This window comes from Methyloceanibacter sp. (assembly GCF_050728395.1).
In the GTDB taxonomy this organism is placed as follows: Bacteria; Pseudomonadota; Alphaproteobacteria; order Rhizobiales; family Methyloligellaceae; genus Methyloceanibacter.
This window is the reverse complement of record NZ_JBOHJB010000007.1, coordinates 1-20,467: the sequence shown is the minus strand read 5'-3', so window position 1 is coordinate 20,467 and position 20,467 is coordinate 1. Positions and strand designations below refer to the sequence as shown.

21 protein-coding genes and 1 other RNA gene are annotated in these 20,467 nt (G+C 63.5%); 17 read left to right on the top strand and 5 right to left on the bottom strand.

All coding sequences use genetic code 11. From position 1 onward, the window contains the following. Positions 1-200 precede the first annotated feature (200 nt). Positions 201-2,108 carry a sensor histidine kinase gene (locus ACREC7_RS02480; RefSeq protein WP_431554135.1) on the top strand — a complete coding sequence of 636 codons (1,908 nt, stop codon included), beginning with the start codon at positions 201-203 and terminating at the stop codon, positions 2,106-2,108. A gap of 79 nt (positions 2,109-2,187) precedes the next feature. Here the strand turns inward: ACREC7_RS02480 and ACREC7_RS02475 are convergent, their stop codons facing one another. The 3 genes from ACREC7_RS02475 to ACREC7_RS02465 form a co-directional block, all read right to left on the bottom strand. Beyond that, positions 2,188-2,763: an SspB family protein gene (locus tag ACREC7_RS02475; protein WP_431554105.1), complete on the bottom strand. Its 576-nt coding sequence runs from the start codon at positions 2,761-2,763 to the stop codon at positions 2,188-2,190. Positions 2,764-2,807: 44 nt separating this feature from the next. Further along, positions 2,808-3,215, bottom strand: a transfer-messenger RNA (tmRNA) gene (ssrA, locus tag ACREC7_RS02470). 64 nt (positions 3,216-3,279) lie between these two features. After that, a complete protein-coding gene (locus ACREC7_RS02465; protein ID WP_431554104.1) occupies positions 3,280-3,528 on the bottom strand; it encodes a PepSY domain-containing protein in 249 nt (82 codons plus the stop codon). A 111-nt stretch (positions 3,529-3,639) separates the two neighbouring features. Between ACREC7_RS02465 and ACREC7_RS02460 the strand changes: the two genes are divergently transcribed. From ACREC7_RS02460 to miaA, 7 genes are all read left to right on the top strand, one after another. Next, positions 3,640-4,434, top strand: a complete 795-nt coding sequence (locus ACREC7_RS02460) for a thymidylate synthase (RefSeq protein ID WP_431554103.1) — start codon at positions 3,640-3,642, stop codon at positions 4,432-4,434. After that, on the top strand, positions 4,431-4,967 hold the full coding sequence (locus tag ACREC7_RS02455; RefSeq protein WP_431554102.1) for a dihydrofolate reductase: 537 nt from the start codon (positions 4,431-4,433) through the stop codon (positions 4,965-4,967). Before ACREC7_RS02460 ends, ACREC7_RS02455 begins: the two co-directional genes overlap by 4 nt. Before the next feature lie 163 nt (positions 4,968-5,130). Further along, positions 5,131-6,255, top strand: a complete 1,125-nt coding sequence (hflK, locus tag ACREC7_RS02450; protein WP_431554101.1) for an FtsH protease activity modulator HflK — start codon at positions 5,131-5,133, stop codon at positions 6,253-6,255. Further along, positions 6,252-7,262, top strand: coding sequence for a protease modulator HflC (hflC, locus tag ACREC7_RS02445; protein WP_431554100.1), 1,011 nt, complete (start codon positions 6,252-6,254; stop codon positions 7,260-7,262). Before hflK ends, hflC begins: the two co-directional genes overlap by 4 nt. An 18-nt stretch (positions 7,263-7,280) precedes the next feature. Then, positions 7,281-7,466: a DUF2065 domain-containing protein gene (locus ACREC7_RS02440; protein ID WP_431554099.1), complete on the top strand. Its 186-nt coding sequence runs from the start codon at positions 7,281-7,283 to the stop codon at positions 7,464-7,466. A 136-nt stretch (positions 7,467-7,602) separates the two neighbouring features. Further along, the gene (locus ACREC7_RS02435; protein WP_431554098.1) at positions 7,603-9,063 is read left to right on the top strand and encodes a Do family serine endopeptidase; all 1,461 of its coding nucleotides are present in this window, start codon (positions 7,603-7,605) and stop codon (positions 9,061-9,063) included. Positions 9,064-9,094: 31 nt separating this feature from the next. Then, the gene (gene miaA, locus ACREC7_RS02430) at positions 9,095-10,012 is read left to right on the top strand and encodes a tRNA (adenosine(37)-N6)-dimethylallyltransferase MiaA (RefSeq protein WP_431554097.1); all 918 of its coding nucleotides are present in this window, start codon (positions 9,095-9,097) and stop codon (positions 10,010-10,012) included. Here miaA and ACREC7_RS02425 read toward each other — a convergent pair. Both ACREC7_RS02425 and ACREC7_RS02420 read right to left on the bottom strand, forming a co-directional pair. Next, a complete protein-coding gene (locus ACREC7_RS02425; RefSeq protein WP_431554134.1) occupies positions 10,002-11,918 on the bottom strand; it encodes a potassium transporter Kup in 1,917 nt (638 codons plus the stop codon). The two genes, miaA and ACREC7_RS02425, sit on opposite strands and share 11 nt — an antisense overlap. A 176-nt stretch (positions 11,919-12,094) precedes the next feature. Further along, positions 12,095-14,014 carry a potassium transporter Kup gene (locus ACREC7_RS02420; protein WP_431554096.1) on the bottom strand — a complete coding sequence of 640 codons (1,920 nt, stop codon included), beginning with the start codon at positions 14,012-14,014 and terminating at the stop codon, positions 12,095-12,097. 366 nt (positions 14,015-14,380) lie between these two features. On the opposite strand from ACREC7_RS02420, the gene ACREC7_RS02415 reads away from it, so the two are divergent. The 9 genes from ACREC7_RS02415 to ACREC7_RS02375 all read left to right on the top strand — a co-directional run. After that, complete coding sequence (locus ACREC7_RS02415) at positions 14,381-16,147, top strand: acetolactate synthase 3 large subunit (protein WP_431554095.1); 1,767 nt, start codon at positions 14,381-14,383, stop codon at positions 16,145-16,147. Continuing rightward, positions 16,147-16,665, top strand: coding sequence for a YqhA family protein (locus ACREC7_RS02410; RefSeq protein WP_431554094.1), 519 nt, complete (start codon positions 16,147-16,149; stop codon positions 16,663-16,665). Before ACREC7_RS02415 ends, ACREC7_RS02410 begins: the two co-directional genes overlap by 1 nt. An 18-nt stretch (positions 16,666-16,683) precedes the next feature. After that, a complete protein-coding gene (gene ilvN, locus ACREC7_RS02405; protein WP_431554093.1) occupies positions 16,684-17,235 on the top strand; it encodes an acetolactate synthase small subunit in 552 nt (183 codons plus the stop codon). Positions 17,236-17,294: 59 nt separating this feature from the next. After that, entirely contained in the window at positions 17,295-17,636 is a 342-nt protein-coding gene (locus ACREC7_RS02400; protein ID WP_431554092.1) for an AbrB/MazE/SpoVT family DNA-binding domain-containing protein, read from the top strand. Next, positions 17,602-17,952: a type II toxin-antitoxin system PemK/MazF family toxin gene (locus ACREC7_RS02395; RefSeq protein ID WP_431554091.1), complete on the top strand. Its 351-nt coding sequence runs from the start codon at positions 17,602-17,604 to the stop codon at positions 17,950-17,952. Before ACREC7_RS02400 ends, ACREC7_RS02395 begins: the two co-directional genes overlap by 35 nt. Positions 17,953-18,036: 84 nt before the next feature. Further along, a complete protein-coding gene (gene ilvC, locus ACREC7_RS02390; RefSeq protein WP_431554090.1) occupies positions 18,037-19,056 on the top strand; it encodes a ketol-acid reductoisomerase in 1,020 nt (339 codons plus the stop codon). A gap of 146 nt (positions 19,057-19,202) precedes the next feature. Then, positions 19,203-19,730, top strand: coding sequence for a DUF2165 family protein (locus ACREC7_RS02385; protein WP_431554089.1), 528 nt, complete (start codon positions 19,203-19,205; stop codon positions 19,728-19,730). Further along, positions 19,727-20,158: a nuclear transport factor 2 family protein gene (locus tag ACREC7_RS02380; RefSeq protein WP_431554088.1), complete on the top strand. Its 432-nt coding sequence runs from the start codon at positions 19,727-19,729 to the stop codon at positions 20,156-20,158. Before ACREC7_RS02385 ends, ACREC7_RS02380 begins: the two co-directional genes overlap by 4 nt. 34 nt (positions 20,159-20,192) lie before the next feature. Further along, the coding region (locus tag ACREC7_RS02375) for an NmrA family NAD(P)-binding protein (protein ID WP_431554087.1) at positions 20,193-20,467 on the top strand (275 nt) is incomplete at its 3' end.

The window sequence follows — 20,467 nt, the reverse complement described above, 5'->3', positions numbered from 1 at the left end:
TCGAACGAGTCAAGGGTCAGGCCGTCTGCATGACCTATCGGCTCGGCCTTGGCTAAGCTATAACATCGCAAAAAGGGTGGGAGAACGCGTTCATTGCTGCTGATTTTAGGGGCCTTCTGCCGAGGAGCGCCCAACTTCGCCCGGGCTTCGACCCCGCGATATTGGGGTGAGGAAGGCGAGTGATTGAGGTCCCAGTGAGGATGGCATTGCCGGTGCCGCGCGCCGTGAAAGTGGCGCTGGCTTTGGCGCGCCTGTGTGCCCTGGTGGTTTGCGCCGCAGGGGCGCTGGTGCTCGCGAGCTGGCATTTCGATCTCTCCGCGCTCGAGCCGCTCTTCCCCCATCTTCACAGCATGGCGCCGAATGCGGCCGCAGGCGGCATCGCCGCCGGCATCGGGCTTTTCTGCCTGACGTTCCGCGGCTTACGGCCCTTCGCTTGGCTCATCGGTTTCGGGCTTGTTCTACTCGGCGGCGCGACCGTCATCCAGGACCTTTACGGATTTGACCTCGGCATCGACCGGATCTTGCTCGGCAATGCGCCTCCGGCTGCCGAGACTTCCGGTCAGCTGCCGACCGGTCGCATGGCTCCCGGCAGCGCCGGCTCGCTCATTCTGTTTGGGCTCGCGTTGCTCTGCGCCAAGGGAGACAGGCTCGGCTCCGCCATCAGCCAAATCCTGGCCGTCGCCATGCTGGCCCAGGTGCTGATCGTGCTCACCGGCTATGCTTACGGCGTCGCCACCCATTATTACCAGTTCCCCTTCACCGCCATGTCGCCTTACGGCCTGCTGAGCACGCTCCTGCTCGCCATCGGGCTGCTTGCCTCATCTCCAGAGGAAGGCATCGCCGCTGCCATCGTCGAGAAATCGCCGGCCGGCGAGATGCTGCGGCGGCTGTTGCCCGGCATCCTCGTGCTGCCGCTGGTCATCGGCTGGTTCGCCCATCAGGCTGAGATCGCCGACTACTACGACAGCGCCGCGACGCTCGCCATCTTCGCCGTGTCGAGCATCGTCGTGCTCGCGGCCTTCAGCTGGACCACCATCGACGCCGTGCGCCGCTCCGACCGCGCCCGCAACGAGGCGCTGATCGAGCTAAGAGGACAGCGCGAATGGCTGAGCACGACCGTCGGCAGTATCGGCGAGGGGGTGATCGCCACCGATCCCTCTGGGAGCGTGCTGCTCCTGAACAAGGTCGCTGAACGGCTGACCGGGTGGCCGCTCGCCGACGCCCGCGGCAAGCCGATCTGGGAGGTCTTCCGGGTGATCGATGAGGCAACGCGCAAGCCACTCGACGATCCGGCGCTCCGCGCCTTGCGCGAGCGGGCCACGACGCGGCTTGAGTCCGGAGCGTTGCTCAAGACCCGTGATGATAAGGAGCTGCCCATCGAGGATTCCGGCGCGCCCATTCTTGGTTTCGACGGCTCGCTCGCCGGTGCCGTGCTGATCTTTCGCGACGTGACCGAGCGGAGGCGGGCGGCGCAGCGACAGACCATGCTGGTCGGCGAGCTCAATCACCGGGTCAAGAACGTGCTCGCCATCGTGCAGTCGCTGGTGCAGGCGAGCCTGCGTCAGGCCACCAACCGGCCGGCCCAGGCCATGGCCCAGACCTTGTCGGAGAGGTTGCGCGCGCTCCATCGCGCGCATGACCTTCTGCTCGAGGCGCAATGGTCGGGCGCGAGCCTGAAGGCCATGGTCGAGCGCGAGCTTGAGCCCTACCAGCGCGAAGGTGGCCCGAGGATCCTGATCAAGGGGCCCGACGTCCTGCTTCCCCCTCAATGCACCTCGATCCTGGCCATGACCTTGCACGAGCTCGCAACCAACGCCGTGAAGTACGGCGCGCTCTCGGCGCCTGCCGGCCAGCTCAGCGTCTCCTGGCGGACGGCGCGCGGGAACCGCCTGCTGCTCACCTGGGAGGAACGCGGCGCCGGCGTCGTGCTCAAGCGCAGCAACGGCTTCGGCATGCAGCTCATCGACAAAGGCATCCGCCACAATCTCGGCGGCGACACCAAGGTCGATTTCAGGGCGACCGGGCTTTACGTCGAGCTCAACGTGCCGCTCGAGCCTGCCCGGGACACCGGGTCGAAATCGCTGCCGGCTCCCGCCGAGTCCATCTAGAGGCGGTTCGTTCCCGGGTCAGGCCGCGCCGGCCGGCCGTGGACCCTCGTGCTGCAGAGCGCACGCGGACTGCGGCCGCCTATTTCTTGCGGAACCGGTCGAGCTGCACCACCTCGGCGCCGGACCTAGGCCGGTCGGCAGGCGGTCCGTCACTGGCCGCAGGCTTGGGCAATGGCGCGGGCTCCGGGCGTGGCGGCTCGGAAGACGCCGGCGGGCGCTGTTGCGCCGCCTCATCGGCGTCAGCCACAAAGTCGGGCAGCGCCGAGGCCATGTGCTGGCGGGCAAGGTCGTTGGCGGCGCCGGGCTTGCCGAACTGCAAACCGAACTGGGCGGATGGGTCGTAGAACGCCTTCACCGCCTGGAAGGGAACCACCAGCCTTTCGGGCAGGCTGCCGAAGGACAACTTCACCTCGAAGCGGTCATTGGTCACCTGCAAGTCCCAAAACTGGTATTGCAGGACGATGGTCATCTCCTCGGGGTATTGCTCCTTGAGGCGCTTCGACACCGAAACCCCCTCAGCCCCCGTGTCGAAGGCGATGTAGAGGTGGTGTTGCCCAGGAAGGCCGCTCCTCTGCACGAGAGTCAGCACTCTCCTGATCACGCCGCGCAACGCGTCCTGCGTGAGAAGGTCGTATCGGATCTCGTCGTCTGCCATGGACCTCGTCGCCCCTCCGCGACCTGAGGCAGGGCCCCCGTTAAAGTGGAGGGCTTCTGTTGGCCGGTGCCCTCCGAACCGCGCCTAGTCGCCGCGAAGCGGCTAGGACTTCATTTTCAGGCTATCGCGCCGCTTACGCAGCGAGAGCAGCCTCCGCATAGTTGTCATTGGCAACTATAGGGTTGGCCCGATAACGGCGGTACCATGCCGAGCGAAAGCGCGTCCTTTACACCCTCGTCGAGCCTGTTTCGCCCCCATGTCAGGGAACAGAAGTCAGTTTTCAGTTGTCAGGTGCGAACCGATTTTCTGATCTCTGACCACTGTCCCCTGATGGTGGAGGCGCCGGGTACTGCCCCCGGGTCCGAATGGTTTATTACGAAGGCTGTTTATCGCCATATCCGGCTTGCACCGGCCCTCAATATATAAGCCGGTCTGGAGGCAAAAAAAAGGTTCATGAGTCGGGCATGATGGCGTGGGGATAAACGCGGCCCGCGCTCTTGCCGCCGTGGCCGAAACTCAGTCGTTGCGCCTCATCTTCACGATCTCGCCGCTCGAAGCGTCGACCTTCATCTCGATCTTGTGGCCGCCAGCGTCGCGGCCTTGGACCTCCCACACGCCATGGTCGAGCTCGATCTCCTTGATGGTGACGACACCCCTGTCGAGGGCCATGTTGCGAACGTCATCGATGGTGAGGTGCTTGGCGGCCGCGGCGGGCACGGGGGCTGCGAAAAGGGCGAAAAGAACGATCCACAAGAATCGACGCATGACGGGGTCCCTCTTGGAAGATTGGGGGTGATGGATGGCTTTGCCGAGCCTATATCGGTGTGAGAATCGTGCCTAGCTTGGTCTCTAGCGGAGACCGAAAAGGACCAGCATTTGCGCCAATATCTCGACCTTCTCGCGGAGATTCGCGATACCGGCATGCGGAAGGGGGACCGCACCGGCACCGGTGCCTTGAGCCTGTTCGGCCGGCAGATGCGCTTCGATCTGGCGCAAGGTTTTCCGCTCGTCACCACCAAGAAGCTACACGTCAAATCGGTCATCCACGAGCTGCTCTGGTTCCTGCAAGGCTCGACCAATGTGCGCTATCTCAACGAGCATGGCGTGACCATATGGGACGAGTGGGCGGACGAGAACGGCGATCTTGGGCCCGTCTACGGCCGTCAATGGCGGTCCTGGCCCACGCCTGACGGCCGCCAGATCGACCAGATGGCGCAGGTCGTGGAGCGCTTGAAGCGCGACCCTGATTCGCGCCGCCATGTGGTATGCGCCTGGAACGTCGGCGAGCTCGACCAGATGGCGCTCCCACCCTGCCATTGCCTGTTTCAGTTCTATGTGGCCGAGGGCAAGCTCTCCTGCCAGCTCTATCAGCGCTCGGCGGATATCTTCCTCGGCGTGCCCTTCAACGTCGCCTCTTATGCGCTGCTGACCATGATAATGGCGCAAGTGACAGGGCTCGGCCCGGGCGAGTTCGTGCACAGCTTCGGCGACGTGCATCTCTATCTCAACCATGTCGACCAGGCCGACGAGCAGCTCCGGCGGAAGCCGCGTGCGTTGCCGCGCATTGAGCTCAATTCCGACGTGAGCTCGCTGTTCGACTTCGTCTATGAGGATTTCAAGCTGATCGGCTACGACCCACACCCGGCCATTCACGCCAAGGTCGCCGTGTGAGCGGTAAGGCGACGGCTGTCACGCGCGATCCCGCCATTGCCCTCGTCGTGGCGCGGGCTGAGAACGGCGCCATCGGCATCGGCGGCGATCTCCCTTGGCGTCTTTCCACCGATCTGAAGCAGTTTCGCAAAGTCACCCTCGGCAAGCCGGTCCTCATGGGCCGCCGCACCTTCCAGTCGCTTCCCCGCGTGCTCGATCACCGGCTCAACATCGTGCTCTCGCGCGAGCCCGGCTTCGTGGCGCCTGGCGCCATCGTGGCGGCCAGCCTGGAGGAGGGATTGGCGCACGCACGCCGCGCCGCAAAGGCGGCCGGCGTCGGCGAGATCATGGTGATCGGCGGCGGCGACGTCTTCCGCGCCGTCATGCCGCTGGCGAAGCGTATCTACCTCACCGAAGTGCATGCCTCGCCCGACGCCGACACCTGGTTCAAGGACTTCAACTCGAGGGATTGGCGCGAGCTGTCGCGCGAAAGGCACGAGCCTGGGCCGAAGGACCAATATCCGTTCAGTTTCGTGCTCCTGGAACGGTTCTGAACCTTCACCTTAGGGCGCATTGCGCTTTCATCGCCAACTGCCATATAACCCCCCAAGAACCCTGACGCATGGCTGCCATCTTCCTGCTGATAGTCGTGCGTCGCCAGCGCTGACCCGCCTTGAGCGGTCGAGCGCCATCCTTCAGCGACAACAGGATCCCATTATGCCTTGGAGCAATCAGAGCGGCGGCGGCGGCGGTTGGAAGGGCGGATCCGGAGGCCCTTGGGGGCCGCGGCCCGGCGGTCCAAATCAGCAGCCCGACCTTGAGGAATTTCTGCGCCGGGGCCAGGACCGCATCCGGCAGGCCATCCCGAGCGGGCGCATGGGCGGGCCTTTTGCGGTGATGATCGCCGTGGCGCTCGTGGCGTTGATCGGCTTTTTCGGCTTCACCGTGCGCGTCAATCCTGAGGAGCTCGGCGTTGTGCTTCGCTTCGGCGAGTTCGTGCGCCTGCTTCCGCCCGGCCTCAATTTCCGCTGGCCCTATCCGATCGAAGCGGTCGAGCTGCCCAAGGTCACCCGCGTCAATCGCATCGAGCTCGGCATGCGCGGCTCGGCTGAGAATCGCGAGACATCGGCCGCGGTTCGCGACGTTCCCGAAGAAAGCCTGATGCTCACCGGCGACGAGAATATCGTCGATGTCGACTTTGTCGTGTTCTGGCGCATCAGCGATGCGCCCAAATTCCTATTCAACATCCAGGATCCTGAGATGACGGTGAAGGATGTCGCCGAAAGCGCCATGCGCGAGATCGTGGGCCAGAGCGATATCGAACCCCTCCTCACCGAGGCGCGGGCCAAGACCGAGGCGGCGGTGCAGGTGCTGATGCAGAAGACGCTCGACTCTTATGGCGCCGGCGTGCAGGTGACCCAGGTTCAGCTCCAGAAGGTCGATCCGCCGGCGCAAGTGATCGACGCCTTCCGCGACGTGCAGGCAGCCCGTGCCGATCAGGAGCGGCTGCAGAACGAGGCGCAGGCCTATGCCAATCGCATCATCCCGGAAGCCAAGGGCGAGGCCGAGCGCATCCTGCAGGCGGCGCAAGGCTATCGCGACAAGGTGGTGGCCGAATCCAAGGGTGAGGCCGACCGCTTCATCAAGATCTATCAGCAATACAAGCTTGCCCCCGACGTGACCCGCCAGCGCATGTTCCTGGAGACCATGGAGCGCGTGCTCGGCGACACCGACAAGGTAATCGTGGATGAGAAGGCCGGGTCGGGCGTGGTGCCCTACCTGCCTTTGTCGGAATTCACCAAGAAGGCCCCAGCCCAGGCCCCTGAGGAGAGCCAGCAATGAACAGAACCGCTCTCACCACCGGCCTCATCATCCTCGGCATCGCCGCGGTCGTGGCCTATCTGACGCTGTTTACAGTCGATCAGACCCAGCAGGCGATCGTGCTCGAATTCGGCAAGCCGAAGCGCGAGATCAAGGACCCGGGGCTGCACTACAAAGTTCCCTTCATCCAGAATGTCGAATATTTCGACAAGCGCATTCTCGACATCGACACTGCCTCGCAAGAGGTCATTGCCTCCGATCAGAAACGGCTGGTCGTGGATGCCTTTGCGCGCTACCGCATCATCGACCCGCTGGTGTTCTTCCAAAGCGTGCGGGACGAGTCCATCGCCAATTCGCGGATCGGCGCCATTCTTGAAGCCTCGCTCAGGCGCGTGCTCGGCAGCGCGAGCTTCCAGTCGGTGGTGCGTGACCGCCGCGAGGAGCTGATGCGCACCATTCTGAGTCAGGTCAATCAGGAAGCGAGCGGGTTTGGAGTCCAGATCGTCGACGTCCGCATCAAGCGCGTCGACCTGCCTGAAGCCAACATGCAGGCGATCTATCGGCGCATGCAGACCGAACGGCAGAGACAAGCGGCGGAGTTCCGCGCCGAAGGCGAGGGTGCCGCGCGCCGCATCCGCGCCACCGCCGACCGTCAGGTGACCGTGATCAAGGCCGATGCCACCGGCGAGTCCGAGCGCATTCGAGGCGACGGCGATGCCCAGAGGAACCGCATCTATGCGGAAGCCTACAACCAGGATCCCGAGTTCTTCGGCTTCTATCGCTCGATGCAGGCCTATGAAAAGGGTCTGCAAGCCGGAGACACGCGTCTCCTGCTGACCCCCGACTCCGATTTCTTCAAATATTTCAACGATGCAAGTGGCAGAGCGCCGTCGGGCGCCAAGGCCGGCGCGCACCCCACGTCGCCGGCCGAGTCGAAGCCCGCGCCTGAGGCGGCGACGCCCCAGCCGGCCGAGCCGCGCGCCGCGGCCTCCGGGGAGCCGAGTGCGCCCACTCCGCCGCCGCAATAGGCCGCCGCCACCGGCGTCATGAGCGATCTTGTCGTTGCCATCGGCCTCGTTCTTGTGATCGAAGGCCTGTTGTGGTCGCTCTGGCCCGGACTTGGACGAAAGCTGCTAGAGGCCACCGCCGGAACCCCCGAGTCTTCCCTGCGCATGGCCGGCGCCGTGGCCGTTGCGGTTGGCGTTGCGGTCGTCTGGCTCGTCCGCGGCTAGCTCTTGATGCGGCGCGCGACTCTCTCTGCCACGCCTCGGTGATTTGCGCTACCATGACGCCCTTGCACTTAGGTGATTGGGAGCAGTTGAGATGAGCGGGTGGACACGCGGCGCTCCGGCGGGGAGGCGGCCATTCATGCCTTCCGGCCTCAAAGCTGCCGCGCTCGCGCTTGTCTTTGCCGTCCCGCCGCTGCTTGGCACCGCGAGCCTGGCGCGCGGACCTGAATCGGTGGCTGGCGTGGCCGAAGGCCTCCAGGACACCGTGGTCAACATCTCCACCACCCAGACGCTCAAGGGCAGCGCCGAGAAGAGCGAGCCGACAGGCCCCGGACCGAAAGGCTCGCCCTTCGAGGAGTTCTTCAACGACTTCTTCGACGATCAGAACAAGGAGGGGCCGCCTCGCAAGGTGAGCTCGCTCGGCTCGGGCTTTGTCGTCGACCCCTCCGGGCTGATCGTCACCAACAATCACGTCATCGAAGGCGCCGACGAGATCATCGTCAATTTTACCGACGGTTCCAAACTGAAGGTCACCAAGATCCTTGGTCATGATCCGAAGACCGACCTTGCGCTGCTCAAGGTCGAGCCTAAACAGCCGCTTAAGGCCACGCGCTTCGGGGACTCCTCAAAGATGAGGGTGGGGGACTGGGTCATGGCCATCGGCAACCCCTTCGGCCTCGGCGGCACGGTCACCGTCGGCGTCATCTCGGCCACCAAGCGCGACATCAACTCAGGCCCCTACGACGATTTCCTCCAGACCGACGCCGCCATCAACCGAGGCAATTCCGGCGGCCCGCTGTTCAATATGGACAGCGAGGTCATCGGCGTGAACACCGCCATCATCTCGCCGACCGGCGGCTCGATCGGCATCGGCTTCGCCGTGCCGTCGAACAGCGCGGTGCAGGTGGTCGACCAGCTGAAGCAATTCGGCGAGACCCGCCGGGGCTGGCTCGGCGTGCATGTGCAAAACGTGACCGGCGAAATCGCCACGAGCATGGGGCTGCAGGAGCCGGTAGGGGCTCTTGTTGCGAGCATCGCACCCGGAAGCCCCGCCGAAGTCGCGGGTTTGAAGCCGAGCGACATCATCCTCAAATTTGACGGCCAGCCGGTTGAGACCGTGCGCAGCCTGCCGAAGGCGGTCGCCTCCACGCCCATCGGCAAACCCGTCGACATCGAGGTCCAGCGTGCCGGCGAGGTGCTCCACTTGACCGTGAGCGTTGGCAGGCTTCCCGAGGAAGCCGAGCAGGCAGAAGCCGAGGCCGAGCCAAGTCCCGACGCCGATGAGCCGCAAGAGGAGCCGGACCACGAAGAGTTGCTCGGCCTCTCGATCGCCCCGCTCACCGCAGAGCTGCGCGACCAATTCCATATCGGCAAGACCGTCGAAGGCGTAGTGATCACCAAAGTCGAGGCGGATAGCCCTGCGGCCCAGAAGTTGAAGCCTGGTGACGTCATTCTCGAAGTGGGCCAGCAGACGGTCAGCGACCCGGAAGATGTCCTTGCCCGGGTCGCGGCGGTCAAGAAGACTGGGCGGCAGACTGTTGTGCTTTTCGTCGCGGATGCCAAGGGAGTCTACCATTTCGTGGCGCTTCCCCTCGGCTAGCCAGTACAAAGCACTCGGCGGTCAGATCCGCGTGACGCGCGCCGTCCTGATCGCGGGTCCGACGGCGAGCGGCAAATCGGGGGTGGGCCTCGAGCTCGCCGCCCGCTTCGGTGGCACGGTCATCAACGCCGATTCCATGCAAGTCTATCGCGAGCTTCGCGTGCTCACGGCGCGGCCGAGCCAAAGCGAAGAGGCCTGCGCCCCCCATCGCCTCTACGGCACCGTCTCCGCGGCGCAAGCCTGTTCCGTCGGACGCTGGCTCGATGACGTGGCCCAGGCCCTGGCAGAAGCGCGTGGCGAGGGGAGGTTGCCGATCCTGGTCGGCGGCACCGGCCTCTATTTCAAGGCGCTGACCGAGGGGCTCGCGCCGGTCCCCGATATCCCCGCCGAAATGCGGTCCTATTGGCGGGAACAAGCCGCCAAGTCTAGCCGCGAGGCCCTGCACAAAGAGCTTGCCACGCGCGATCCGGCTATGGCGTCCAGACTCAGGCCGGCCGATCCGCAACGCATCGTGCGTGCGCTCGAGGTGATCGACGCGACAGGCATCTCGCTGGCCGAGTGGCAGGGAGGAAACGCCGCCCCGCTACTCGCGCCAAGTGACGTCCTGCGCCTCGTCATTGCACCGGAGCGGGAGCCGCTCTACGCCGCGATCGATGCACGCTTCGATCGCATGATCGAGCAAGGCGCGATCGAAGAGGTGCGCGCGCTCCTCGACCTTGAGCTCGATCCCGGACTTCCGGCCATGCGGGCGCACGGCGTGCACGAACTGGCGGCGTATTTGTCGGGCGTGCTGACACGGGAGGAGGCGGTGGCGAAGGTCAAGACCGAGAGCCGTCGCTACGCCAAGCGGCAGATGACTTGGCTGCGGCGTTTCATGTCCGATTGGCAGTGGTTTCCCGACGCCAGCACCGCCATCGTGGCGGCGACCGCTATGCTCGCTACACGGTGACCTGGGTGCCGATCTCGACCACGCGGTCGGTTGGCAGCTGGAAATAGCTCGACGCGTCGTCGGCGTTTTGCGCAAGAAAGATGAACAGCCTGTCCTGCCACGCCGGCATGCCTGATCGCGGATCCGGCCGCACCGAGCGGCGCGACAAGAAGAACGATGTCGACATGATATCGAAGGTCCAGCCAAGCTTCCGCGCGATGGCGAGCGCCTTTGGCACGTTCGGCGCTTCCATGAAGCCGTAATGCAGCACGACCCGAAGGAAGCTATCGCCGAGCGGCTCGATCTCCACGCGGTCCTCGGCAGGGATCCTCGGGACGCTCTCGGTGATGATGGTGAGGATCACGTTGTTCGCGTGCAGCACCTTGTAGTGCTTCAGGCTGTGCAGGAGCGCGGTCGGCGCGCTGTCAGGCGTGGCGGTCAGGAACACGGCGGTGCCCGGCACCCGCGCCCGCGGCTTCTTCTCCAGCGACTCGATCAGTTCGCGGATGGGCGTTTCCAGCTTCCGCGTCTTGGCGGCCAGGATCTTCGCGCCCCGCCGCCACGTCAGCATGACCACGATGACAAAGCCGCCGAAGAGGAGCGGTACCCATCCGCCATGGAACACCTTGAGCATGTTGGCGGTGAGGAAGGTGGTGTCGATGAGAAAGAAGGGCACGATCAACGCCGAAGCCGCCCAGAGCGGCCACTTCCAGGTTTTCCAGATCACCACGAACGCCATCATCGCCGTCACCACCATGGTGCCACTCACGGCAATGCCATAGGCTGAGGCAAGAGCGCTTGACGATTGGAACTCCGCCACAAGGAAGAGCACGCCGATCAACAGCATGCCGTTGACGCGCGGGATATAGATTTGTCCGGCCAGCGTCTCAGAGGTGCGCTGGATGTGCAGCCGCGGCAGGAGACCGAGCTGTATGGCCTGGTTGGTGAGCGAGAAGGCGCCTGTGATGACGGCTTGGCTGGCGATGACCGTGGCGGCGGTGGCGAGCCCCACCATGGGAAGCAGCGCCCAGCTGGGAAAAAGCAGATAGAAGGGGCTTTCGATCGCCTCCGGCGTGGCGAGCAGCAACGCTCCCTGACCGAAATAATTGAGCGTGAGGGCCGGCAGAGCGACGGTGAGCCACGCAGTCTGGATCGGGCCTTTGCCGAAATGACCGAGATCGGCGTAGAGCGCCTCGCAACCGGTGACCGCGAGAAACACGGCGCCGAGCGTCGCGAGTCCAATCCATCCATGGCTGGCCAAGAATTTCACGCCATGGGCGGGATTGAACGCAGCGAGCACGCCAAGGTTCTGCGCGATGTGCGCACCTCCGGCGGCGGCGATGGCGATGAACCAGACGAGTGTGATCGGCCCGAAGAAGGCGGCCACCCTTGCGGTGCCGCGCGACTGCACGGCAAATAAGGCAAACAGAATCAAAAAGGTAAACGGGACGACGTAAGACTCTAAAGCAGGCGTGGCTATTGAAAGACCTTCCACCGCCGACAGCACCGAGATCGCCGGGGTGATCAGTGCGTCGCCGTAGAACAGGGCGGCGCTAACAATCCCGAGCAGAATGATAACGAGGCTCCTGCCGCCGAGCGCACGATTGGCGAGCGCCATCAAGGCAAGCGTGCCGCCTTCTCCGTCATTGTCGGCGCGGAGTAGGATCAGCACGTACTTGACCGTGACGATGAGGATCAGCGCCCACACGATGAGCGACAGGATCCCGAGGATGACGGGCTTGGTCGCGGCATGGTCGCCGTCCGTCGCCGCCAGCACGGATTCGCGCAAGGCATAAAGCGGGCTCGTGCCGATGTCGCCGTAGACGACGCCGATGCATCCGAGCGTCAGCGCCCAAAAATTGGGCCTGTCCGGAGCCTCGGAAGCCGCTCCGTCAGCGGCCGTGTTTGCGGTGAGGGTGTGGGGCATCTGGAGGCGCTGGGACGCGAAGCGGTAAGGCATGAACACCGTGTCGATCGCGGTCCACATTCAGCCGAGACGGCATAGGCCTAACCGTGATCATTGTCTACGTAGTCGAATTGTGAGTGTCCATCTAAAGGATTGATGGGCAAGAACGGTGCCGTTAAGGCCGCGCGGACTGAAACCTAGACTGTGATCTGCGTCCCGATTTCGACCACGCGATCAGTGGGCAGCTGGAAATAGCTCGACGCGTCGTCGGCGTTTTGCGCGAGGAAGATGAAAAGCCTGTCCTGCCATGCGGGCATGCCGGATCGCGCGTCTGGCCTGACCGAGCGCCGCGACAGGAAGAACGAGGTCGACATGATGTCGAAGGTCCAGCCGAGCTTCCGCGCGATGGCGAGCGCGCGCGGAATGTTGGGTGTCTCCATGAAGCCAAAATGCAGGATGACGCGCATGAAGCCGTCACTCAGCGGTTCCATCTTCACCCGGTCCTGCGGAGAGACCCTTGGGATGTTCTCGGTGACGATGGTGAGGATCACATTGCTCTCATGCAGCACCTTGTAGTGCTTGAGGCTGTGCAGCAACGCGGTCGGCGCGCTCTCCGGTGCCGCGGTGAGGAAGACGGCGGTGCCGGGCACGCGGCGAGGCTCGCTTTTCGCCAGTGACTTGAGCAGCAGGTCGATGGGGGTCTCGAGCCGCCGCGTCTTGGCGGCGAGAATCCGCGCTCCTCGGTGCCAGGTGAGCATAACAATCAGCAGACAGACGCCGATCAAAAGCGGCACCCAGCCGCCATGCAGCACCTTCAGCAAATTGGCCCCAAAGAAGGTGAAGTCGATCAGGACAAAGGGAATCATTAGCGCCATTGCCGCCCACAGGGCCCACTTCCACACGCGCCAGATCACGATGAACGCCATCACCCCGTCGACCAGCATGGTGCCGGCAACGGCCACGCCATAGGCAGAGGCAAGACCGTTGGACGACTGGAACAGGACGACCAGGAGGATCGTGCCGACGAGCAAGAGCCCTCTTATGCGCGGGATGTAGATCTGACCGGCCTGCGTCTCCGAGGTGCGCCTGATCTGGAGGCGCGGCAGCAGCCCGAGCTGCACGGCCTGATTGGTCAGCGAGAAGGCCCCGGTGATCACGGCTTGACTCGCGATCACCGTGGCTGCGGTGGCGAGCGCGATCATCGGGTAAAGCGCCCATGGCGGAACCATCCGGTAGAACGGGTTGGCGATCGCCGTCGGGTCGGACAACACAAGCGCCCCTTGTCCGAGATAGTTCAGGGCAAGCGCCGGCAGCACGAAGTAAAGCCACGCAGTTTGGATCGGCTTCCGCCCGAAATGGCCGAGGTCGGCATAAAGCGCTTCGGCACCGGTAACAGCGAGGAACACGGCTCCGAGCGTGACCAGCCCGATTGTGCCATGGGTGACGATGAAGCCGACGGCATGGACCGGATTGAGAGCCGCGAGCACGCCCGGATCGTCGGCAATATGAATGAGCCCGGCCACACCGAGGGCGATGAACCACAGCGTCATCACCGGCCCGAAAAACGAGGCGACATGAGCGGTGCCACGCGACTGCACGGCAAAGAGCGCGACCAGGATCAGCACCGTGATCGGCACTACGTAACTCTGGAGCTGCGGCGCCGCCACCTCCAAGCCTTCCACGGCCGACAGCACCGAAATGGCGGGGGTGAGCAGCGCATCGCCGTAGAACAGGGCGGCCGCTATCATGCCGAGCAGCAACACCACGAATTGCGCGCGTGCCGAGTGAAGTGCCCGTTGGGCAAGCGCCATCAGGGACAATGTGCCGCCTTCACCCTTGTTGTCGGCGCGGAGCAAAATGAGCACATATTTGGCGGTGACGACGAGGAACAGGGCCCACAGGATCAGCGACAACACGCCGATGACCGTTGCCCGCGAGAGATCGCCCTGCGAGCCGCCGGCCGCATCGAGCGCCACGCGAAACGCGTACAGCGGGCTGGTGCCGATGTCGCCGTAAACGACGCCCATGCAGCCAAGCGTCAGCGGCCAGAATGTTCGCCGCTGCGCCTCGCTGTCGGTACCGTTTGCAGCAGGGGTTTCGCTGAGGGCCCGCGTCATTCCGCACAGAAATGCGATGGGAGGAAGTTACAAAGGCTGACCGTTAACGCCGGATGAGGCGGACGCGATCCATTTGTGCGATGCACATAGGCGCAATGGCAAGGAATGTCTAGGTGCCTAGGGGCAGACTAGTGCCAAGGGCCAATAGGGTGGTCGTCTTAGGCAAAAGGCAATAAAATTGCGTAGAAATCGACAAATTGAAATGTTCAGAAAGCTATATGGCACCAAATTTTTCATTCATTTGCATTTAACGTTGACCCTCTGACCTCGAAGCCGTAGGGTCGCGCCGCATTTGGGCCTTCCCCGAGATTTGACGGAAGTGGACACGCAAGGCCGGCAAGCCGAGCGAAACTGAGAGACGTATAAATGTCACGCGCAATGACTGGCGCCGAGATGGTGCTGCAAGCTCTGGCCGACCAAGGGGTCGAGGTTATTTTCGGCTACCCGGGCGGCGCCGTGCTTCCGATCTATGACGAGCTGTTCAAGCAAACCAGGCTGAAGCACATTCTCGTCCGTCACGAGCAGGGCGCGGTCCACGCCGCCGAAGGCTATGCCCGCTCGACCGGCAAGGTCGGCTGCGTGCTCGTCACCTCAGGCCCCGGCGCCACCAACGCGGTGACCGGCCTGACCGACGCGCTGATGGATTCGATCCCCATCGTCTGCATCACCGGCCAGGTACCGACCCACCTCATCGGCAATGACGCGTTCCAGGAATGCGACACGGTCGGCATCACCAGGCCCTGCACCAAGCACAATTACCTCGTGAAGGACGTGAACAATCTGAGCCGCGTCCTGCATGAGGCGTTCTACGTCGCGCGCACCGGGCGCCCCGGGCCTGTCGTCGTGGACATCCCCAAGGACATCCAGTTCGCGCGAGGCCTCTACACCGGCCTCACCAACTCGCAGCATAAGAGCTATCGGCCGCAGGTGGACGGCGACGAGCGCGCGGTTGCCGCCGCTATCGACCTCATCGCCAATGCCAAGCGGCCGATCGTCTACTCCGGCGGCGGCATCATCAATTCAGGGCCCGAAGCGAGCAAGCGCTTGCGCGAATTCGTGCGCATGACCGGCTATCCCATAACCTCGACCCTGATGGGGCTCGGCGCCTATCCGGCTTCCGACAAGCAATGGCTCGGCATGCTCGGCATGCATGGTACCTTCGAGGCGAACAACGCCATGCACGATTGCGACGTGATGATCTGCATCGGCGCCCGCTTCGACGACCGCATCACCGGCAGGGTCGACGCCTTCTCGCCCGGGTCGACGAAGATCCACGTCGATATCGACCGCTCATCGATCAACAAGAACGTGCATGTCGACCTGCCGATCGTCGGCGACTGCGCCCGCGTGCTCGAGCAGATGATCGAGGTCTGGAAGGCGAAGAAGCCGAAGATCGACAAGGCCGCGCTAAAATCCTGGTGGGCCGAGATCGACCGCTGGCGGGGGCGCAAATGCCTGCACTATCGCAGGCGCGACGACGTGATCATGCCGCAATACGCCATCGAGCGGCTTTACGCGCTGACCCGCGGCCACGACACCTACATCACCACCGAAGTCGGCCAGCACCAGATGTGGGCGGCGCAGTTCTTCAAATTCGAGGAGCCCAACCGCTGGATGACGTCGGGCGGTCTCGGCACCATGGGCTATGGGCTGCCGTCCGCGGTCGGCGTGCAGGTGGCGCACCCTGACTCGCTCGTCATCGACATCGCCGGCGAAGCCTCTGTACTGATGACCATGCAGGAGATGTCGACGGCGGCCCAGTACGACCTGCCGATCAAGATCTTCATCATCAACAACGAATATATGGGCATGGTACGTCAGTGGCAGGAACTCCTGCATGGCGGCCGCTACTCGCACTCCTACACCGCGGCGTTGCCAGATTTCGTCAAGCTGGCCGAGGCCTATCAAGGGGTGGGCATCCGCGCCGAGAAGCCGTCGGAGCTCGACGACGCCATTCGCGAGATGATCGCGGTGAAGCGGCCGGTGATCTTCGACTGCCGCGTCGACAAGCACGCCAATTGCTTCCCGATGATCCCGAGCGGCGAGGCCCATAATCACATGCTGATGGGGGACGACCTCACCGAAGAGGATCTGGAGAAGGCCATCACCGAAGAAGGCAAGGTGATGGTGTAATGGACACGCATCGACTCCTCACAGTCTTCCTTAGCCTAAGAGCCATCATGCTGATCGGCTCCGCGGGAGCGATGCTCGGCGCGTTGCTCATGTTCCTGCAAGGCGGCTTCTATCTGCACGAGGCCTGGCACACCATCATGACCGTGGGCGACGCCGCGCAAAGGCAGGTCACAGTGCCGGTGCTGGAAGCAGTGGATTCCTTCTTGTTCGGTATCGTGCTCGTGATCTTCGCCTATGGCATCGCCATCGGCTTCGTCTTCACGCTGCCTGAGGGCTATGGCGGCCGGCTGCCGGTGTGGATGAAGGTCGGCGGCGTCGGACAGCTCAAGGCCACGTTGGCCGAGGTCGTCATCGTGGTGCTGATCGTGATCTTCGCCCGCATCGTGGTGGAGGCCAACGGTCATCTGCAATGGTCGATGCTGGTGCTCCCTGCCTCGATCCTGCTGATCGCGGTGGCGCTCCGCATGATCGAGCTTGGCAGCAAAGAGGGAGCGAAGGAGGAGGATGCCGCGCACTAGCGCGCATCGCGGAACGGTATGAATGTGATGACCCAGCCTGGATCGGCATATCCGCTTGAGAAGCGCGAGGAGAAGCCCGAGACGCACACCATGAGCGTGCTCGTCGACAACGAGCCTGGCGTGCTCGCCCGCGTCGTCGGCCTGTTCTCGGGGCGCGGCTGGAATATCGACTCGCTTACCGTGTCGGAGACCGAGCACGAGGCGCATCTGTCGCGCATCACCGTCGTCACCTCGGGCCCGCCCATGGTCATCGAGCAGATCAAGCACCAGCTCGAAAGGCTGGTCCCGGTCCATTCGGTCACCGATCTCACGCTTCTCGGCAATCCGGTCGAGCGCGAGCTTGCCCTGGTCAAGGTGGCCGGCAAGGGCGAGAAGCGGGTCGAGGCCTTGCGGCTCGCCGAAGCCTTCCGCGCCTCCGTCATCGACGCCTCGACCGAGCATTTCATCTTCGAGATCACCGGCAGGCTCTCCAAGATCGAGCAGTTCATCGTCCTGATGCAGCCGCTCGGACTGGTCGAAGTCTCGCGTACCGGCCTTGCCGCCATCTCCCGCGGCGCCGAGCGAATGTAGCCTCGCTTGAGTTTCCAGGCGCTCGGATATACATTGTATATCCGGATGAGGTTTGAGCGATGAAAGTCAAAATTGCCAAATGGGGCAATAGCCTAGCGGTTCGCCTGCCTAAGGCGTTGGCCGAGGAGGCTGGCCTTACGGCTGGAAAAACCTTGGACCTGAGAGTTGAGGGGCCCCGGCTCGTCATTGAGACGGGAAACGAGCCGAAGATTCCATACTATCGTCTGGAAGATCTCCTCGCGCAGATCAAGCCGGGCACAGAGCCGCCCCCTATGGTCGATTGGGGATCCGACGTTGGCGCTGAAATACTTCCCGAGGACGAGTATTCGCGCGGCGAGATAACACCTGAAAATATCCACGAGAAGCATGCTGCCCGACGCCGGCGACATCGCCTGGGTTGAGTTCGGCCCAATTCTGGGGACTGAGCAAGCAGGCCGTCGCCCCGCGCTTTTCATCACTGCTCTTTCGTATCATCAGATGTCATATCGATCCGTTGTTTGTCCCATCACCACGACCAAGCGGGAATGGCCGTTCGACGTCGCTCTTCCCCTGACGTGCAGCACGCGAGGCTTCGTTCTGGTCGATCAAGTACGAACGATAGATCGGTCACAGCGCATGTTCGATTTCGTGGAGTCCGTACCATTAGACTTTCTTGCCGAGGTTCGCGGCCGGTTGGCTTCATTGCTTGGCATCCCGACTCGTGACTTCGCGGCCTAGTGGGCCACTTGCAAATTCCGCCGCCGGGCGGCACAAACGCGCGCGAACCAAGGCGTCAGTGAACTTCAGAGTAGGGGAAAGCGCATGCGCGTCTATTACGATCGGGATGCCGATCTCAATCTGATCAAGGGTAAGAAGGTCGCCATCGTCGGCTATGGCAGCCAGGGCCACGCGCACGCGCTGAATTTGCGCGATTCAGGCGTGGCCAACGTCGCCGTCGGCTTGCGGGCCGGTTCCAAATCAGCGCCGAAGGCCGAGAAGGCAGGCCTGAAGGTGATGGACGTGGCCGAAGCCGCCAAATGGGCCGACGTGGTGATGCTGCTCGCGCCCGACGAGCTCCAGGCCGGCATCTGGGAGCACGACCTCAAGCCCAATATGCGGCAGGGCACGGCGCTGTTCTTCGCCCACGGCCTCAACATCCACTTCAATCTGATCGAGCCGCGCGCCGACATGGACATCTGCATGGTGGCGCCGAAGGGTCCGGGCCACACCGTGCGCGCCGAATATGTGCGCGGCGCGGGCGTCCCCTGTCTTTTGGCCATCGCCCAGGACGCCTCGGGCAATGCCCACGATCTGACGCTCTCTTACGCCGCAGGGATCGGCGGCGGCCGCGCCGGCATCATCGAGACCACCTTTCGCGAGGAATGCGAGACCGATCTCTTCGGCGAGCAGTCGGTCCTGTGCGGCGGCCTCGTCGAGCTTATGCGGAACGGCTACGAGACTTTGGTCGAGGCCGGCTACGCGCCGGAGATGGCCTATTTCGAATGCGTGCACGAGGTGAAGCTGATCGTCGATCTCATCTATGAGGGCGGCATCGCCAATATGAACTACTCCGTGTCGAACACTGCCGAGTATGGCGAGTATGTCTCGGGCCCGCGCGTGGTGGGCAAGGCAAGCCGCGAGGCGATGAGAGAGATCCTCGACGACATCCAGTCCGGCAAGTTCGCCAAGGATTGGATGCTGGAGAACCGCGTCAACCAGACGTCGTTCAAGGCGATGCGCGCCAAATGCGACAGCCACGAGATGGAAGAGGTTGGCAAGCGCCTGCGCGGCATGATGCCGTGGATCGCCGAGCGCGCTTTGGTCGACAAGAGCAAGAACTGACTTCGTCAGCCATCACAGTTACCTTCGTCATGGCCGGGCTTGTCCCGGCCATCCACGTTTTTACGAAGGACGCTGGAAAAGGACGTAGATGCCCGGTCCAAAGCCGGGCATGACAGAGGGCGGTCGATCATGAATAGTCCTCACCCATGCTGATCACGCGCCTCACCAAGATCGCGATGTGCCTGGTGCTCGCGCTCTTTTGCCTGCTCGTCGCCTTCAACAACATCTCCGACTACAACGCCAATTACGAGTTCGTGCAGCATGTGTTGAGCATGGATACGACCTTCCCGGGCAACGAGCTGAGGTCCCGTGCCATCACCAACCCGACTCTTTGGCGGTTGGTGTACGCGCTGATCATCATTGCCGAGGGTGTCACCGGCGCCCTCTTTCTCGCCGGTGCCGTCCAAATGACGCGCGCGCTCCGTGCTCCAGGCGCTGCGTTCAATCGCGCCAAGGCCTATGCCATCGCCGGTGGACTGGTCGCATTCTTCGTTTGGTTTTTCGGCTTCATGGTCGTCGCCGGCGAGTGGTTCGACATGTGGCAGTCGAAGACCTGGAACGGCCAGGAAGCGGCTTTCCGCTTCTACATGGCGGTGCTCGCGGTGCTGATCCTGCTCAATCAGTCCGATCCTGACCTTCCGCCTGAAGATGCAAAGAGGAGAGGGGCGCCGTGACCGGCCGGCAAGCCATCGAAGATCTGTTGGAGGAACTCTACGCGGCGCGGGTGCGCGGCGACCTCGAGACCATCACCAGGCTGTTCGCCCCCAACGCGACATTTCAGGTCGCAGGCACCGACGATGCGAGCCCGATGCCGACTTTGGTCAAGGGCAATGCCGGCATCAGGAGCCTGATGCAGGGCATGATCGCAAACTTCGAGGTCAGCGACTTTACCATCAATGAGATGCTGATCGACGGGCCGAGCGCCGCGGTCCGCTGGCAGGCGAGCTTCCTCTACACCAAGACCGGGCAGATGTTCTCGGGAGCTCGCCGACTTCATCACCGTGGCCAACGGCCAGGTCACCTCCTTCATCGAGTTTCTCGATACCGCGCTCGCCGCCAAGGTGCTTGCCGTCAAATAGCCGGGGCGCCTCCGCCCTGCTAACATCGCCAATGTCTAGTCAGGCTGGGAGGTTGCCATGCCGTTTGACGGTCGGGATGTGGTGGTGACGGGCGGCACCGGCGCGCTCGGCGCAGCCGTCGTAGGGGCCCTTGTCGAGGCGGGTGCCGCCTGCACCGTGCCTTGGCTGCACGAGCAGGAGGCCGAACGCTTCTCCTATCGTGAGAAGAAGCAGGTCAAGCTGGTGGGTCCCGCGGACCTCGCCGACGAGGCTTCGGTCAACCGGCTGTTTGCCGGAGTCCCAGCGCTGTGGGCGTCGATACACATTGCCGGCGGGTTTGCCATGGCTCCGGC

Coding starts and splice junctions, on each gene's coding strand:
- ACREC7_RS02465 (WP_431554104.1), bottom strand. CDS start 3,528: ATGCGTCGATTCTTGTGGATCGTTCTTTTCGCCCTTTTCGCAGCCCCC.
- ACREC7_RS02415 (WP_431554095.1), top strand. CDS start 14,381: ATGTCACGCGCAATGACTGGCGCCGAGATGGTGCTGCAAGCTCTGGCC.
- ACREC7_RS02385 (WP_431554089.1), top strand. CDS start 19,203: ATGCTGATCACGCGCCTCACCAAGATCGCGATGTGCCTGGTGCTCGCG.
- ilvC (WP_431554090.1), top strand. CDS start 18,037: ATGCGCGTCTATTACGATCGGGATGCCGATCTCAATCTGATCAAGGGT.
- ACREC7_RS02440 (WP_431554099.1), top strand. CDS start 7,281: ATGAGCGATCTTGTCGTTGCCATCGGCCTCGTTCTTGTGATCGAAGGC.
- ACREC7_RS02410 (WP_431554094.1), top strand. CDS start 16,147: ATGGACACGCATCGACTCCTCACAGTCTTCCTTAGCCTAAGAGCCATC.
- hflK (WP_431554101.1), top strand. CDS start 5,131: ATGCCTTGGAGCAATCAGAGCGGCGGCGGCGGCGGTTGGAAGGGCGGA.
- ACREC7_RS02395 (WP_431554091.1), top strand. CDS start 17,602: ATGCTGCCCGACGCCGGCGACATCGCCTGGGTTGAGTTCGGCCCAATT.
- ACREC7_RS02435 (WP_431554098.1), top strand. CDS start 7,603: ATGCCTTCCGGCCTCAAAGCTGCCGCGCTCGCGCTTGTCTTTGCCGTC.
- hflC (WP_431554100.1), top strand. CDS start 6,252: ATGAACAGAACCGCTCTCACCACCGGCCTCATCATCCTCGGCATCGCC.
- ACREC7_RS02480 (WP_431554135.1), top strand. CDS start 201: ATGGCATTGCCGGTGCCGCGCGCCGTGAAAGTGGCGCTGGCTTTGGCG.
- ACREC7_RS02400 (WP_431554092.1), top strand. CDS start 17,295: ATGAAAGTCAAAATTGCCAAATGGGGCAATAGCCTAGCGGTTCGCCTG.
- ACREC7_RS02420 (WP_431554096.1), bottom strand. CDS start 14,014: ATGACGCGGGCCCTCAGCGAAACCCCTGCTGCAAACGGTACCGACAGC.
- ilvN (WP_431554093.1), top strand. CDS start 16,684: ATGAATGTGATGACCCAGCCTGGATCGGCATATCCGCTTGAGAAGCGC.
- ACREC7_RS02425 (WP_431554134.1), bottom strand. CDS start 11,918: ATGCCCCACACCCTCACCGCAAACACGGCCGCTGACGGAGCGGCTTCC.
- ACREC7_RS02475 (WP_431554105.1), bottom strand. CDS start 2,763: ATGGCAGACGACGAGATCCGATACGACCTTCTCACGCAGGACGCGTTG.